Source organism: Agrobacterium sp. O3.4 (genome assembly GCF_041414895.1).
In the GTDB taxonomy this organism is placed as follows: Bacteria; Pseudomonadota; Alphaproteobacteria; order Rhizobiales; family Rhizobiaceae; genus Agrobacterium; species Agrobacterium cucumeris.
In genome coordinates this window covers 262,670-277,880 of record NZ_JALPZP010000001.1, presented here as the reverse complement: position 1 = coordinate 277,880, position 15,211 = coordinate 262,670, and the positions used below count along the sequence as shown (strand labels likewise).

Below are 15,211 nucleotides of genomic sequence, written 5' to 3'. Positions count from 1 at the left end.
GGAACTGCGATACCTGCCCCCTGATCTGCCCCCACCCAGGGTTCGCAGCGCCCGCTTTCGGAAGAACCGCCAGCGAAACATGTCATGGAAGCCCTGCGCATCGGCGCGAAACCGGAATGATTTCCGGCAAGGCGCCCCACAGGACTCCGCAGCCTTATATTTTAGCACATCGGCAGACTGCACAAAGGATAATAGCTGAGTCGCGTTAGCCAGCTAAGCACAAACTATGCGACAGGAATATGCGGCTGCAACTTTACCGGGCCAACCCACGTACACGGGTGAACTGAAACGAGATTGCAGACACAAGGGCGTCAGATTGTGAACAATCACCTCCTGCCCTCTGCTTTTCCCTTTCCTAAAGGCCAAATTTCTCGCAAGGTGCGCTGCACAAGGATCAGGGGAACCGCATGTACGAATACGCCATTGCGTGGGAATGGATGGCCTTTGCCGTCCGCTGGCTCCACGTCATCACCGCCATCGCCTGGATCGGCTCGTCCTTTTATTTCATCGCGCTCGATCTCGGGCTGGTCAAACGGGCGCATCTGCCGCCGGGGGCTTATGGCGAGGAGTGGCAGGTGCATGGCGGCGGTTTTTACCACATCCAGAAATATCTGGTTGCGCCTGCCCAGATGCCCGAACACCTGACATGGTTCAAATGGGAAAGCTACGTCACCTGGCTTTCCGGTTTCGCCATGCTCTGCATCGTTTATTATGGCGGTGCCGATCTCTTCCTGATCGATCATTCCGTGCTTGATCTCACCCAGTTCCAGGCCATCTGTCTGTCGCTGGCATCGCTTGCCATCGGCTGGCTGTTTTATGATTTCCTCTGTAAATCGCCGCTCGGCAACAATACCTGGGGCCTGATGATCGTGCTTTACGTCGCGCTGGTGGCGATGGCATGGGGTTATACGCAGGTCTTCACCGGGCGTGCCGCCTTCCTGCATCTCGGCGCGTTTACCGCCACCATCATGTCGGCGAACGTGTTCTTCATCATCATTCCCAACCAGAAGATCGTCGTCGCAGACCTGATTGCCGGGCGCACGCCGGACCCGAAATATGGCCGCATCGCCAAGCAGCGTTCACTGCACAACAACTACCTGACGCTGCCCGTCATCTTCTTCATGCTGTCGAACCATTATCCGCTAGCTTTCGCGACTGAGTTCAACTGGATCATCGCAGCGCTGGTGTTCCTGATGGGCGTCACCATCCGCCACTGGTTCAACACCACACATGCCCGTAAGGGCAAACCGACATGGACCTGGCTTCTCACCGCTCTCATCTTCATCGTCATCATGTGGCTTTCCACCGTGCCGAAAGTGCTGACCGGCGAGGAGGAGCAGAAGGCCGCCACCCTCTCCCCCATGCAGCAGCAATTCGTCAGCGACGTCCATTTCACCAAGGCGCGCGATGTGGTTCAGGGTCGATGTTCCATGTGTCATGCGGCCGAACCTGTCTGGGAAGGTGTGCCCTTCACACCCAAATCCGTGAAGCTCGAAACCGACGAACAGATCGCCGCCCATGCGCGCGAAATCTATTTGCAAGCCGGCCGCAGCCATGCCATGCCTCCCGGCAACATCACCGCCATCACCCCGGATGAGCGCAAGGTGCTGACCGCATGGTATGAAAGTGCGGTTTCCGGGGCTGGAAAAGCCGAAGGAAAGACTGAATGAGCATGGTTCTGCTGCGTGGCCGCCTGCTGAGCTTCCGCCGCGCGCCGCTCGCAATCGACGATACGCAAAGCTATCTCTATATCGAAGATGGCGGCCTGCTGATCGAAAATGGCAGGATCGCCGCCATTGGCGAATATGCCGATATCCGTAAGGCAGCCCCCGAAAACGTCGAGGAAAAGGATCACCGGCCGCATCTCATCGTGCCCGGCCTCATCGACATGCACCTGCATTTCCCGCAGATGCAGGTCATCGGCTCCTATGCCGCCAACCTGCTGGAATGGCTGAACACCTATACCTTCCCGGAAGAATGCCGCTTCGTCGAAACCGCCCATGCCCAGCGCATCGCCACGCATTTTTACGACGAGCTGCTGCGCCACGGCACCACCACGGCTGCTGCCTATTGCTCGGTGCACAAGACCTCCGCGGACGCCTTTTTCACTGAGGCCATGAAGCGCAACATGCTGATGGTGGGCGGCAAGGTGATGATGGACCGCAATGCCCCGCAGGGCCTGCTGGACACGCCGGAAACCTCCTATGACGAGACGCGCCAAGTGATTGCCGACTGGCACGGCAAGGGCCGCAACCATGTCGCCATCACCCCCCGCTTCGCCATCACCTCCACCCCGAAGCAGATGGAGGCCGCCCAGGCGCTGGCGCAGGAGTTTCCCGATCTTTTTATCCAGACGCATCTCTCCGAAAATCTGGACGAGATCAAATACACCTGCGAGCTTTACCCCGAAGCGACCGACTATACCGATATCTATGTGCGATACGGCCTGATGGGCAACAAGACCCTGCTCGGCCACGCCATCCACCTCTCGGAGCGCGAAGCGGACGTGCTGTCGGAAACCGGCGCGGTGGCCGTACATTGCCCCACCTCGAACCTCTTCATCGGCTCCGGCCTCTTCCCGATGAAAAAGCTGCAACGGCGCGAAAAGCCTGTTCGTATCGCGGTTGCCACCGACATTGGCGGTGGCTCCAGCTATTCCATGCTGCGCACCATGGATGAAGCCTACAAGGTCCAGCAATTGCTGGGCGAGCGCCTGAACCCGCTGGAAAGCTGGTATCTGATGACGCGCGGTAATGCCGAAGCGCTTTCCATGGTCGACCGCATCGGCACGCTCGACGCCGGCACGGACGCCGACATCACCGTGCTGAACGCCTCCTCGACACCCGCCATGGCCCTTAAGATGGAAGTGGTGAAAAGCCTGACGGAAGAACTGTTCCTGATGCTGACCATGGGTGATGACCGCACCGTGGTGGAAACCTATGTGGCCGGCAGGGCATTGAAAAGCGTGCTGACATAGTTCGGTTGGGGCCGAAACATCCGGTCACGACGTGGTTTATACCATTGAAATATAAGATCGAGCGGGTGCCGCTTGTTTCTTCTCCCCGCCGGGGAGAAGGTGGCCCGAAGGGTCGGATGAGGGGGCAACGCCAGCGATAGACCTCACGCTTGCCCCCTCATCCCGCTGCCGCGACCTTCTCCCCGGCGGGGAGAAGAAGCCCGTGGCACCCGCTCGCTCCACATGATTTCCTGACGCCATCTTGGCCAAAACGTGAAAACCCTCCGGAGCACCCCGTGCTGAATCTAGACACAACCACCATGCTCATGGTTCTCGCGACCTTCATCATCGCCGGCATCGTCAAAGGCGTAACCGGCATGGGACTGCCCACTGTCGCGATGGGCGTGCTCGGCCTCTTCATGCCGCCGGTCATCGCCGCCGGCCTGCTCATTTTGCCCTCCTTCATCACCAATATCTGGCAATTGTTGGCCGGGCCTGATTTCCGGGCCATCGTGAAGCGGCTGTGGCCGATGATGATCGCCATTGCGCTTGGCACCCTCATCGGCATCCGGCTGATGACATCAGGCACCGGCGTCTGGACCACCTCGGCGCTCGGCCTGTGCCTTGCGGCTTACGCGGCCTATAGCCTGCTTGCCAGACCCATCTCGATTCCGGCCGGGCTGGAACCGAAACTCTCCCCGGTCATGGGGCTCGCAACCGGTCTGTTGACCGGCGGCACCGGAGTTTTCGTCGTGCCCGCCGTGCCTTATATCCAGTCGCTCGGTTTCAGCCGGGATGATCTCGTGCAGGCGCTCGGCCTTTCCTTCACCGTCTCCACCGTCGCGCTCGCCGCCGGTCTTGCCTCGCAGAATGCCTTTCACGTCGAGCATCTGTCGCTTTCTGCGCTGGCCGTGCTGCCGGCCCTTGCCGGAATGTGGCTTGGCCAGAAAATCCGTACCATCGTCAGCCCGGCGACATTCCGGCGCTAGTTTCTCATCTGCCTGCTCATATTGGGAGCCGAGCTGTTTTTGCGGGCATTCTGGTGATGGAAATCCGTCGATTTTGATGTCGTGACCGCCACATTCATGTTATGTGAAGCCATCATTCAAATGTGAAGGCTTTATCCATGGGCAAAATCCTCACCATAGCGGACCTGAAGCAACAGGCTCAGCGCCGTGTGCCAAAAATGTTTTTCGACTATGCCGATAGCGGCGCGTGGACGGAAAGCACCTACCGCGCCAATGAGGATGATTTTGCCAAGATAAAGCTGCGCCAGCGCGTGCTGGTGGACATGACCGACCGGTCGCTGGCCACTGAAATGGTCGGCCAGAAGGTGTCCATGCCAGTGGCGCTCGCTCCCACCGGCCTGACGGGCATGCAGCATGCCGATGGCGAGATGCTGGCCGCCAAGGCTGCTGAGGAATTCGGCGTGCCTTTCACGCTCTCCACCATGAGCATCTGCTCCATCGAGGATGTCGCCTCGGTTACCTCGAAACCCTTCTGGTTCCAGCTTTATGTGATGAAGGATCGCGACTTCGTCAACAATCTGATCGACCGCGCCAAGGCAGCCGGGTGCTCGGCGCTGGTGCTGACGCTCGACCTGCAAATCCTCGGCCAACGCCACAAGGATCTGCGCAACGGCCTGTCGGCACCGCCGAAATTCACGCCGAAGCACATCTGGCAGATGGCCACCCGGCCAAAATGGTGCCTGGACATGGCGCGCACCAAGCGCCGCAGCTTCGGTAACATCGTCGGCCACGCCAAGAACGTTTCCGACCTCTCGTCGCTCTCCTCCTGGACGGCGGAACAGTTCGATCCGCGTTTGTCATGGAAAGACGTGGAATGGATCAAGGAACGCTGGGGCGGCAAGCTGATCCTCAAGGGCATTCTTGACGAGGAAGATGCACGCGCGTCGCTCGACACAGGCGCCGACGCCATCATCGTCTCCAACCATGGCGGCCGCCAGCTCGATGGCGCCCATTCCTCCATCGCCATGCTGCCGAAAATCGTCGATGCCGTCGGCGACAGGGTTGAGGTGCACATGGATGGCGGCATTCGCTCCGGTCAGGACGTGCTGAAAGCCGTGGCGCTCGGCGCCAAAGGCACCTATATCGGCCGCCCCTTCCTTTACGGCCTCGGCGCTGATGGAAAGCAGGGCGTGACGACGGCGCTCGAAATCATCCGCAAGGAGATGGATATCAGCATGGCGCTTTGCGGCAAAAGGCTGATCACGGATGTGGATCGCAGCATTCTGGCGTGATGCTGACGTCGAGTAGATGGGCAGGGCCTCAGAGCCGATGCGCCATAAAGTCCCGCCCTACGCTGCCTCCCTCATCCCTGTGCCTGTCACAGGGATCCAGCCAGCCCAAGTCCTTGGGCTGGAAGGAGTCTTTCTGTCGCACCGACGCGCGCCGGCTGGATTCCTGTGACATCCTCGGGCTTGTTCCGGGGAACAGGAATGAGGACAAGAGAGCCTAGTGCCCCACGGTCTTCGAAAACACATTCACGATCACCACGCCGGTGATGATGAAACCGAGACCGATAACGGCGGCAATATCCAGCGTCTGGCGGAACACGAAATAACCGATGCCCGAGATCAGCACGATGCCGAGCCCGCTCCAGATCGCATAGGCAACTCCGACAGGTATGACGCGCAGCGTGAACGACAGAAGGTAAAAGGCCGCGCCGTAAAACACCGCCATCAGCACCGTCGGCAGCCATCTGGTGAATTGCTGCGACTGCTGCAGGAATGAGGTCGCGATAACCTCGCAGATAATGGCCGCGACAAGCGCCCCATAGGTGAAAAGTGCCGCGTTCATCGTTCCGTTTCCTTTGTCGTCTGGGCGATCATCCGGGCCTTGAGAGCCGCCCTGTCGCCACCTGCCCTGCCATCATCGGCCAGAAGATCGGCAAACCAGATGCCGTCAGCCGCAAGCCGCACCATCTCCAGTACCACCCCGTCATCCGTATCTTTATGACGGGCAAGACGCCCCTCGACCCAGCTGGTCCACATACGCCGAAGCGACGGTTCACCGACCATGGAAACCGAGATTGCCGCCCATTGCCTGCCCGAATCCCGGTCACGATCATCGAAAACCGCCCTCAAATAGGCCCGCGTGAAGCATCCGTAAGCTTCACAATCCTGTGAGATGAGCGCATCGATTTCCGCGTCCAGCGCCGAAAGAAGGTCGGCCATGACGGCCTCCAGCAAGGCGTGCTTGGAGGGAAAATGGTGGAACAGCCCACCCTTCGTCACCCCGGCCGCATCGGCCACAGCCTGTATGGAAAGTGCCGCAACACCCTGATCCGCAGCAAGTTTCGCCGCGCAGTCAAGGAGGCTGCGACGCACGATCTCGGGCTGCTTCTTTCGTTCGTGAGCATTTGTCATGTTTTAAAACATACCGGACGGTAGGTTTCTTTTCAAGGAAATTGTGAGGGCAGCAGACGGGTTGAAATTCATACTTAATTAAGCATGAAAGCGATCTCTAAAGTTTTAGCGGTTTTGTTGCCGGAAAGTGTCAGTAAAACTTGAAATCAACAGCGGCGGTCAAACAAAAGGGGCGAATTATGTCGGGAACGGTCAAACGGGGAATGGCGGGAACATGGGTCTTCGCGCTCGCCTTCTTTTGCGCGATCCTCTCATTGCAGGCATCGCCGGCGCAGGCCGGCTACGCCCATTTCATCATGGATGCCAACACCGGCAAGGTTCTGGCGTCCCGCAATGCCGATGTGCTGAACCACCCCGCTTCGCTCACCAAGATGATGACGCTTTACATGACCTTCGAGGCGCTGCATGCCGGCCGCATTCGCTGGGATCAGAAGATAAAGATGTCCAAGAATGGTGCAGCCGTCATCCCCTCCAAGCTTTATGTGCGTCAGGGCCAGACCTTCACCGTGCGCGAAGCGGTTTATGGCATGATCGTCAAATCCGCCAATGACATGGCGGAAGGCATGGGCGACCACCTCGGCGGCTCCGAAGCAAGGTTTGCCGAGATGATGACCCGCAAGGCCCGCCAGCTCGGCATGTCGAAAACGGTGTTCCGCAACGCTTCCGGCCTGCCCAGCAAATCGCAGGTAACGACTGCGCGTGATATGGCGAAGCTTGGCCTTGCGCTGCAGCGCGACTTCCCCAAGGAATATGACCTCTTCGCCATGGAATCCTTCAGCTTCCGGGGAAAACGCATCCGTGGCCACAACAATCTGATGTATCGTTACCGGGGCATGGATGGCATCAAGACCGGTTACACCAACGCGTCCGGCTTCAACCTCGTCAGCGCCATCAATGACAATGGCCGCCGCGTCGTCGGCGTCGTGCTGGGCGGCAAGACCGCGCGCAGCCGCGATGCGCAGATGGCGGCCCTTCTCGACAAGGCCGTGCCGCAGGCATCGAGAAGCCGCAACACCGAACAGCTCGTCGCCAGCGCCAATGTCAGCCGCACCTTCGATGTGCCGCCCGCAGCCGTCCCGACCGCATCGGTACCATTGCCGATGTTTGCCGAACGCCGCTCCGACCCCGTTGCCATGCAGATCGCCACGGCCAACAACCAGATGGCCGACATGATCCAGGTCTCCGCCATTCCGAAACCCTCCCCCGCTGCTGCGATTGGCCAGCTTGCGGGCCAGAGAAGCCGCTGGGAAGTGCAGATTGCCGCTGCCGATAGCGAAGCCGCCGCCCGCTCGCTGCTTGCCAATGCGCGCTCCAACATCGGCAGCTATGCCGGGATCGCCCCCTATACCGAAGCGGTGCAAAGCGGCTCGGCAACGCTCTACCGCGCCCGCTTCACCGGCTTTGAAGACCAGTCTTCGGCGGTTTCCGCCTGCAAGGAACTGAAGGCGCAGTCCTACGCCTGCGTGGTGATGAACAGCGAGGGGTGAAGATCAATAGTGGAAACGGCATTGATGAATGATCAGTACTGCCTTTTCACCTTCGCCGCGAAGCTCATAAACAAGGCGATGCTCTTGCGAGATCCGGCGTGACCAGAGGCCCTTCAACTGGAAACGCAGGGGTTCGGGTTTTCCGATGCCCTCGAATGGATGCCGCCGGCAGTCTTTTATGAGTTCGTTGATGCGTTCAAGCATCTTTCGATCGTATTTCTGCCAGTGAAGATAGTCTTCCCAGCCTTCGTGGCTCCAGCCGAGAGCAATCGAGCCCTTTTGCTGCATGAGAGTTTCTCCTGATGGAAGCTCGCACTCATGCGCGATGGGTTTGAAAAATCAGTCGATCAGATCGTGGCTTTCGAAAACGCCGCCATCCACGTCGGACATCGACTTTCTAAGTCTGGCGAAATTCTCGGGTGACGAGCAGAGATGCAAGGTTTCCATCAAGCCTTCATATTCGTCCTTATCGATAAGAACGGCGGACGGCTTGTCGCGCCGCACGATTTCCACGGTCACACGGTCTTGCGATACTTCATCTAGAAGCGATGCAAGGGATTCGCGTGCTTTTGAAAACATGACGGTACGCATGGATGAACCTCGACAAGAGTTGTACAATAAATAGTACAACTACCTGAACAATTCAAGTCCGTTTGCGAAGCCAGCCATTCTCCAGAGCATCGGCCAGATACGGAATGCCGTTGACTCGCGCCATCTCGGCCATGGCCAGATTGTCGTAGCGGATATTCCGGAAATAGACCTGCCAGCCGCGCCCGGTTTCTTCCACCACCGCATAGCTGGCAAGCGGATGACCGGCCTCGACGTGATGATCGAAGGGCGTATCGTCCTTCCAGCCGGGGCAGCCGACGCTACCGGGATTGACGATCAGCCGGCCATCGGAAAGCTGCACCGCGCGGGGAATATGGGTATGGCCGCACAGCATCAGCGGCTGCGTTATACCTTCCGCCCTCGCCTCGATTTCGGTGAGCGGCCGCAGTTTCAGCACGCCTTCCGGCGACAGCGTTTCCAGCCAATAGTCGAGATCGCCGTGCGGCGAGCCGTGGCAGCAATAGGCGACGTCCTTGAATACCAAGCTGAAGGGCAGGGTTTGCAGCCAGTCCAGGTGCGCAGCAGTCATCTGCGCATGGGCCGGCCTTTCCCAGCTGCCCATATCCTCCGGCGCCCGCTCGATCAATTCCCGGTCGTGATTGCCGCGAATGCTGGGGATCCAGTTGCCGACCAGCACATCACCGGTGAAACCCGCCTCCAGCGGCCCGCTGAAACAATCACCGAGATTGACGATATCCTTGATGCCAAGCCTGGCGATATCCTCAAGCACGGCTTCAAGCGCAGCGCAGTTTCCGTGAATATCGGCAATGGCGGCAAAGATCATGGCAATCAGCTTCCTCGATAGGTGGAATAGCTATAGGGCGAAAGCAGAAGCGGCACGTGGTAGTGGCCGCTCTCATCGGCAATGCCGAAGCGGATCGGGATAATGTCGAGAAAGGCCGGTTCAGGCAGCACAACGCCCCTGCCGCGCAGATAATCGCCGGCATGGAAAACCAGCTCATATTCGCCGGCCTTGAAGCTCTCTCCGACCAGCAGCGGCCCGCCATCCACACGGCCGTCACTATTGGTCTTCACCGTCTTCAGCTTCTCGCGGCGATCACCGGAGAGCCGGTAAAGCTCGATCGTCAGTCCCTCAGCCGGCACGCCATGGGCGGCATCGAGAACATGGGTGGTCAGACCGGTCATGGGTTGGGCTCCGCGATCATGAAGGGCTCATCGAAAAAATGCTCTTCCAGATTGTTGCCCGGCCCTTCCCGGTCGGCAACCAGAAAATCAGAAACCGCCTGCAACGGCATCAGCGGATAATGCCAGACATTGCGGCGGTAATTCACACCCTGGTCCCCGCGCGCCAGAAACACCTGCGGCCGGGCCGGACGGCCTCCGTCATCTTCCGCAACGACGACGATGAAAGGCCTGCCGGACAGCGGCGAAAAACTCTGGCTGCCGAGCGGATGCCGCTCCATCATTTCGATCTTGTGCGGGAACACCCGCGGCTGCCCACGGAAAATATTGAGGATGATGCGTGCGCCCTCGCCCGCCGCCTCGGGTGCGGCAAGCGCATGGTGCCGCTCGGTCTGGCCGCCATTGATGTGCCGCATGGAGGAAGGCGTGATTTCGATCACATCGCCGAAGGATGCGAATGCTTGCTTGGTAAGGGGTTTTATGTCGAGAAAATCGGTCAAATGTCATTCACCTTGGGCATGCCAGTTTCTGAGGAGGGAGAGACGCGCCTGTAAATCCGGAATGCTCTGCGTTATCGTTTTCCAGACAACCGAGAGCTCCGCCCGGAAATAATCATGCACGATCAGATTGCGCATACCCTTCATCTTTATCCAGGGGATTTCCGGGTGCTGCTGTAAAAACGCGGGGTAGTGCTTGTCGAGTTTGGCAACCGCCTCGCCAATGAGGGCAAGCCCCATCATGACCGCCATCTGCGTACGCGTGTCGGAGGAAAAAGCGGCCTCATCCATGTCCTGAATGAAATCCCGTATTCTGGACGCGGCGACATCCATCTCCTTCAGATAGAGCAGAAGCCGATCCGTACTCATACCGCTTTGGCTTCCTTCAGCACGCGCGCCTTTATATCCGAATGCAGACCGCCTGAGGTGACGACGTCGACCTCGACACCAAGCAGCGCCTTCAGTTCCTCCAGTAAACCGCCCAGATCAAACAAGGTGGCACCCGGCAATGCATCCACCAGAATATCGAGATCGCTGTCCGGCCGGTCCTCACCGCGGGCAACGGAGCCGAACACGCGGGGGTTTGCCGCGTTGAAGCGCTTCGTCGCTTCGCGGATCGCTTCCCTGTTCTTTTCCAGTACCTCGGAGGGTCTCATGATCTTTGTCTCCAGACAGCACGATCCTAGCAGAACGGCCATCGCTCGCCAATTCAGCCCTCCGGCAGCATCGCGGAAAGGCGAAGCCAGGCGATCTTTTCCACCTGCGCCGTCGCCGTCTCAAATTCTTCGGCTGCGCCGTTGCCGATGCGCGTCTCGAAGGCGGAAAGAATATCGTGCCTGTTCAGCCCCTTGACTGCGATGATGAAGGGAAAGCCGAATTTCTGGGTATACGCGCTGTTCAGCTCGGTAAAACGCGCATGTTCCGCCGGCGAAAGCCGATCGAGCCCCGCACCGGCCTGTTCGTTGCGGCTATCGGCCGTCAGCTCGCCCGCAATCGCCAGCTTGCCGGCAAGATCGGGATGCGCCCGCAACACGCCGAGCCTTTCAGCCTCGGAAGCGGCACGAAACTGCGCGGTGAGTGCGGCGTGAACCACCTTCGCCGTCAAATCTCCCTCGACCGCGCCGGCATCATAGGCCCGCTCGGCGATGAAGGGCGAATGTTCGAACACGCCACCGAACCGGGCGACAAATTCCTGCCGCGCCGACATCACGGAGCCACCGGCTTGTGATGGTCATGCCAGTGCCGGGCGATCTCGATCCGCTGCGGGATCCACACCTTGTCATGGCTGAGCACATATTCGATGAAACGGCGCAACGCCGCGGCGCGGCCGGGACGGCCGACAAGGCGGCAATGCAGGCCGACGCTCATCATCTTCGGCGCGCCTTCAGCGCCTTCCTGATAAAGCACGTCGAAGGCATCTTTCAGATAGGTGAAGAAATGGTCACCGGAATTGAAACCCTGCGGCGTGGCGAAACGCATGTCGTTGGTGTCAAGCGTATAAGGAATGATCAGGAAAGGCTCTTCTTTCGCGCCCTTCACCCAATAGGGTAGATCGTCGGCATAAGAATCGGACGAATAGAGAAAACCGCCCTCTTCCATGACGAGGCGCAGCGTATTGTCCGAAGGCTTGCCCTGATACATGCCGTAGGGCCGTTCACCGGTCACCTCCTTATGCAGGCGCACCGCTTCGGTTATATGTTTGCGCTCTTCCTCTTCGGAGAAATCCTTGTATTCCAGCCAGCGATAACCGTGGCTGGCAATTTCCCAGCCGGCTTCCTTCATGGCCGCGACGGCTTCCGGATTGCGGGCCATGGCGGCGGTCACGCCATAAACGGTGGTGGTGACGCCAAGACTTGTGAACATGCGCCACAGCCGCCAGAAGCCGGCGCGCGAGCCATATTCATAGATTGATTCCATGTTCAGGTTGCGCTGGCCCGGCCAGGGTTGGGCGCCAACGATTTCCGACAGCAGCGATTCCGAGGCCTTGTCATTGTCGAGAATGCAGCTTTCGCCACCCTCCTCGTAATTGATGACGAATTGCACGGCGATACGCGCGCCGCCCGGCCATTTCGGATCGGGAACGTTACGGCCATAGCCCACCAGATTGCGGGAGTAATTGTCGGAAATCATTCAGCCACCCAAGACATCTCTCCCCAGGCGAAAAGCGGCTTCGGGAGACATAAACAAATCTCCAAAGGGCGCCGACCCCGGAATGGGTAAACGGCGCAAACTTCGGATATGCGATGCCGAACGGTATCATCCGCATCCGGAATGTCGAGATCAATTTTGCCGACATTCCGATGCTTTTTTGTATACGATTATGGGCTGCTGTTTCTCAGGCAATCTTGCGGGCGGAAACGCGGCCCATGGGATGCAGCGAATGCACCCGGAAGGGCGCACCCGGCTCATCCTCGATGAAGAGCGCAAGGCTGGAAAATTGCAGTTCCCGGGTCAGCAGCGGCTCGAAAACCTTGCGAACGGCACGCTCGACTCTCTGGCTGCTGGCAGGCTCAACACCGCCCGTCAGCGACATCTGGAACCGGAACTCATCCATCACATGCGGGCTGCCCCAGCGATGCAGGTTGGTGAGCTGCGAGGCTGAAAGCCGGTCCGGATCCGCCCGCTCGATTTCCGCCTCGGACAGCGGCGCGCGGTAGCGGTCGAATTCCTGCACCACGCGGGCGGCAAAAAAATGCAGCACTTCGCAGGGGCGCTCGGGAACGAGGCTGAAGACATTCCCATGCCTTGCCACCACGAGTTGTGGAAGCGTGAAAGGGTCCTGCTTGCCGGAAAAATACATCAGGTCGCGCAACAGCGCGGCCTCGGAGTGGCCCTCGGCAAGCCGGAAAGGCGCCTTGATCGTGCCATGGAAACCGTAACGGCGCGGCAGCGCCGTGTGGTATGAAATCTCCTGCATGCCGAGATCGATCATGCCCGGCGGCTCCACCGCCTGACCGGAATAGGCATCGCGCCCCAACCACGCGGCGGCTGCCTGCGTCAGGGGGTCATTGGGGGTAGGCGTGAAATGAATGGCGTATCGCATGCGCTGTCACCTCGCCGCAAAAGCGGCCAAACCGGCCTCGTTGCAGGCCAGCAAATAGGTGATTTGCGTGACAGATTAACGACGTGGACGGCCTGATCAGCACTTTCTAAAGTCCGTGACGGCAATATTCACGTGTTGTTGAAGGCGAAACCCGGCGGGTACGTCAGCTGTTTCCCCGCACACGGTTTGCAAGGCCGCATCGGCAAGAAAATGGGCAAGACCGAAGCTGACCTTGAAGCCACCCGAAAGCGCGACAAGCTTCGGATAACCGGCAACCGACCCCACCATCGGGTCTCTGCCGACCGCCTTCGGCCGCAGGCCGGCCCACCGTTCCAGAACCCGTGCGTGGGCAAGCGATGGTACCACGCTACATGCTTCTGCAAGCAGCTTTTCCAGCTTTTCGTCGGTGCTGAAAGGCTCAGAAAAACAATCTTCGCTGGTACTGCCGATGGCGACGGTGCCATCCTCATGCGGCACGATGTAAAGACCGTTGAGGAAGACGACGGGCATGGCCGGATCGGCCGCCGCATCAAGAAGCGCCGCCTGCCCCTTCACTGCCTGCCCGAGTGCAACACCGGCCTCCAGACCCATCGCGTCACGAAGCAGGGGAAAAGAACCATGTCCGTTGGCGACGACAACATGGCCGAAGGCAACCTCATCTCCCGAAGATAACATCGCCCGCCCTGCTTTTGGGTCGAGCGAAACCACCGAGCACCGTTCCGCCACCCGCACGTGGTGCGCCTTGCGGAGAAACGCCGAGAGAAGGGCGATCATCGCGCGCGGCGAAACCCTCGCCGCCAGCGTGTCCAGCACAAAGCCGGCCTGCCCTGCCGCATCGTCCACCCAGTCTGCCACCGAAGGTCTTTCGCCGACATGCCAGTGGAACCGGCGCTCACCCGACACCCAGTTTTCCCCGGCATCCCGTTCGTGCCGCTCCGCGATGTCCCGCAGATGCGGTTTCGGCAAAGGAATGATCCGGCCGCAACGGCGATAACCGGCCGAAAGCCCGGTCTCGGCCTCCAGCCCGGCAATTTCCGTTTCCAGCGCCACAAGCGCATCGAACTGGAACTGCTTCTTGTCCGACCATCGGTCCGGCATATGCGGCATCAAGGCGCCAAGCAGCCCGCCGCTCGCCCCGCTGCCAAGCTGCTCCGCCTCCACCAGAAGGGTGTCTATTCCGAGCCGTTCCGCCTTGACGGCGGCCCAGAGCCCCATAATGCCGCCACCAACGATGAGGAGCGGCACGGAGCCCGGCAATCTTGGAGATTGACCCTGTTCGAAAGCAGGACTATCGGCATTAGCCATGAAAAATTCCAACGACTTTATCCCAGAGGCTGGCACAGAGACCGGTTCCGCAACCGGAGAAACCCGTACCGCACTCGACTGGCGTGACGGGGATATGCCCTATTCGCTGGCCTTTGACGATCATTTTTATTGCCAGACGGATGGCAGGCTGGAATGCGGCCATGTCTTCCTGTCCGGAAACGGCCTGCCGGAGCGTTGGCTTGAACGGAAGGGCATTTTCCGCATCGGTGAGCTGGGCTTCGGCACCGGCCTTAATCTCTGCGAGACATGGCGCCAGTGGAAAGAGATGCGCAACGGCCGCTCCACGCTGCATTTCATCTCCTTCGAGCTTTATCCGATGAAGGCGGACGAGATCGACCGGGCGCTTTCCCGCTGGCCGGAGATCGATACTGAGCGCAAGGCGCTTGTCGCCCTCTGGCCGGAAGAGCCGCAAGGCAGGGTCGAGATCGCACTGGATGACAAGACGCGCCTGACGGTGGTCTGCGGCGAGGCCTTTGCCGGAATCTCCAGCAGCGATGAGAGTTTCGACGCGTGGTTTCTGGACGGCTTCGCGCCGGCGCGCAATCCGGACATGTGGTCGCTGGAAATCATGCAGGCGCTTTTTGCCAAAACGGCGCCGGAAGGCACATTCGCCACCTATGCCGCCGCCGGCTTCGTTCGCCGCAACCTCATCGCCGCGGGTTTTGACCTGGAGCGGCGCAAGGGCTTTGCCGGAAAGCGGGAAATGCTCTGTGGCACCAAACGGCCCACCTGAGGCAACTCCGCCCCCCGACGCGCCGGATG

Annotated in this window: 19 protein-coding genes; 6 read left to right on the top strand and 13 right to left on the bottom strand. The window is 59.6% G+C overall.

Translation table 11 applies throughout. The features are described 5' to 3' along the window. Positions 1-407 precede the first annotated feature (407 nt). From puuD to M0412_RS01305, 4 genes are all read left to right on the top strand, one after another. Positions 408-1,670, top strand: coding sequence for a urate hydroxylase PuuD (puuD, locus tag M0412_RS01320; RefSeq protein ID WP_269701968.1), 1,263 nt, complete (start codon positions 408-410; stop codon positions 1,668-1,670). Then, positions 1,667-2,977, top strand: coding sequence for a guanine deaminase (guaD, locus tag M0412_RS01315; RefSeq protein WP_269701966.1), 1,311 nt, complete (start codon positions 1,667-1,669; stop codon positions 2,975-2,977). Before puuD ends, guaD begins: the two co-directional genes overlap by 4 nt. 305 nt (positions 2,978-3,282) lie before the next feature. Next, entirely contained in the window at positions 3,283-3,945 is a 663-nt protein-coding gene (locus M0412_RS01310) for a sulfite exporter TauE/SafE family protein (protein WP_269702245.1), read from the top strand. Between the two features lie 137 nt (positions 3,946-4,082). Beyond that, entirely contained in the window at positions 4,083-5,216 is a 1,134-nt protein-coding gene (locus M0412_RS01305) for an alpha-hydroxy acid oxidase (protein ID WP_269701964.1), read from the top strand. Between the two features lie 214 nt (positions 5,217-5,430). Here M0412_RS01305 and M0412_RS01300 read toward each other — a convergent pair whose 3' ends face one another. Both M0412_RS01300 and M0412_RS01295 read right to left on the bottom strand, forming a co-directional pair. Next, positions 5,431-5,775 (bottom strand): multidrug efflux SMR transporter, encoded by a 345-nt coding sequence (locus M0412_RS01300; RefSeq protein WP_110756171.1) that lies wholly within the window; start codon positions 5,773-5,775, stop codon positions 5,431-5,433. Beyond that, positions 5,772-6,344: a TetR/AcrR family transcriptional regulator gene (locus M0412_RS01295; protein WP_269701960.1), complete on the bottom strand. Its 573-nt coding sequence runs from the start codon at positions 6,342-6,344 to the stop codon at positions 5,772-5,774. The genes M0412_RS01300 and M0412_RS01295 overlap by 4 nt, the downstream gene beginning before the upstream one ends. Before the next feature lie 203 nt (positions 6,345-6,547). Here M0412_RS01295 and M0412_RS01290 point away from each other — a divergent pair, with 203 nt between their 5' ends. Beyond that, on the top strand, positions 6,548-7,831 hold the full coding sequence (locus tag M0412_RS01290; protein WP_269702243.1) for a D-alanyl-D-alanine carboxypeptidase: 1,284 nt from the start codon (positions 6,548-6,550) through the stop codon (positions 7,829-7,831). Between the two features lie 3 nt (positions 7,832-7,834). On the opposite strand, the gene M0412_RS01285 is transcribed toward M0412_RS01290, so the two are convergent. From M0412_RS01285 to M0412_RS01235, 11 genes are all read right to left on the bottom strand, one after another. Beyond that, positions 7,835-8,119 (bottom strand): Txe/YoeB family addiction module toxin, encoded by a 285-nt coding sequence (locus M0412_RS01285; protein WP_210347428.1) that lies wholly within the window; start codon positions 8,117-8,119, stop codon positions 7,835-7,837. 51 nt (positions 8,120-8,170) lie between these two features. Next, a complete protein-coding gene (locus M0412_RS01280; RefSeq protein ID WP_174030079.1) occupies positions 8,171-8,422 on the bottom strand; it encodes a type II toxin-antitoxin system Phd/YefM family antitoxin in 252 nt (83 codons plus the stop codon). Positions 8,423-8,474: 52 nt separating this feature from the next. After that, positions 8,475-9,224: a metallophosphoesterase gene (locus tag M0412_RS01275; protein WP_269701956.1), complete on the bottom strand. Its 750-nt coding sequence runs from the start codon at positions 9,222-9,224 to the stop codon at positions 8,475-8,477. Between the two features lie 5 nt (positions 9,225-9,229). Then, entirely contained in the window at positions 9,230-9,586 is a 357-nt protein-coding gene (gene uraH, locus M0412_RS01270) for a hydroxyisourate hydrolase (protein ID WP_269701954.1), read from the bottom strand. Beyond that, on the bottom strand, positions 9,583-10,083 hold the full coding sequence (locus tag M0412_RS01265; protein WP_269701952.1) for an ureidoglycolate lyase: 501 nt from the start codon (positions 10,081-10,083) through the stop codon (positions 9,583-9,585). The genes uraH and M0412_RS01265 overlap by 4 nt, the downstream gene beginning before the upstream one ends. A gap of 3 nt (positions 10,084-10,086) precedes the next feature. Then, positions 10,087-10,449, bottom strand: coding sequence for a DUF86 domain-containing protein (locus tag M0412_RS01260; protein WP_065113955.1), 363 nt, complete (start codon positions 10,447-10,449; stop codon positions 10,087-10,089). Beyond that, complete coding sequence (locus tag M0412_RS01255; protein WP_269701948.1) at positions 10,446-10,736, bottom strand: nucleotidyltransferase family protein; 291 nt, start codon at positions 10,734-10,736, stop codon at positions 10,446-10,448. Before M0412_RS01255 ends, M0412_RS01260 begins: the two co-directional genes overlap by 4 nt. 53 nt (positions 10,737-10,789) lie before the next feature. Beyond that, positions 10,790-11,287: a 2-oxo-4-hydroxy-4-carboxy-5-ureidoimidazoline decarboxylase gene (gene uraD / locus M0412_RS01250; RefSeq protein WP_269701946.1), complete on the bottom strand. Its 498-nt coding sequence runs from the start codon at positions 11,285-11,287 to the stop codon at positions 10,790-10,792. Next, a complete protein-coding gene (gene puuE, locus M0412_RS01245; RefSeq protein ID WP_269701944.1) occupies positions 11,287-12,210 on the bottom strand; it encodes an allantoinase PuuE in 924 nt (307 codons plus the stop codon). The genes uraD and puuE overlap by 1 nt, the downstream gene beginning before the upstream one ends. Positions 12,211-12,415: 205 nt before the next feature. Then, the gene (locus tag M0412_RS01240) at positions 12,416-13,123 is read right to left on the bottom strand and encodes a DUF1045 domain-containing protein (RefSeq protein ID WP_142840454.1); all 708 of its coding nucleotides are present in this window, start codon (positions 13,121-13,123) and stop codon (positions 12,416-12,418) included. Between the two features lie 96 nt (positions 13,124-13,219). Then, a complete protein-coding gene (locus tag M0412_RS01235) occupies positions 13,220-14,428 on the bottom strand; it encodes an FAD-binding oxidoreductase (protein ID WP_269701942.1) in 1,209 nt (402 codons plus the stop codon). Between M0412_RS01235 and mnmD the strand changes: the two genes are divergently transcribed. Then, positions 14,427-15,182 carry a tRNA (5-methylaminomethyl-2-thiouridine)(34)-methyltransferase MnmD gene (gene mnmD / locus M0412_RS01230; RefSeq protein ID WP_269701940.1) on the top strand — a complete coding sequence of 252 codons (756 nt, stop codon included), beginning with the start codon at positions 14,427-14,429 and terminating at the stop codon, positions 15,180-15,182. The two genes, M0412_RS01235 and mnmD, sit on opposite strands and share 2 nt — an antisense overlap. Positions 15,183-15,211 lie beyond the last annotated feature (29 nt).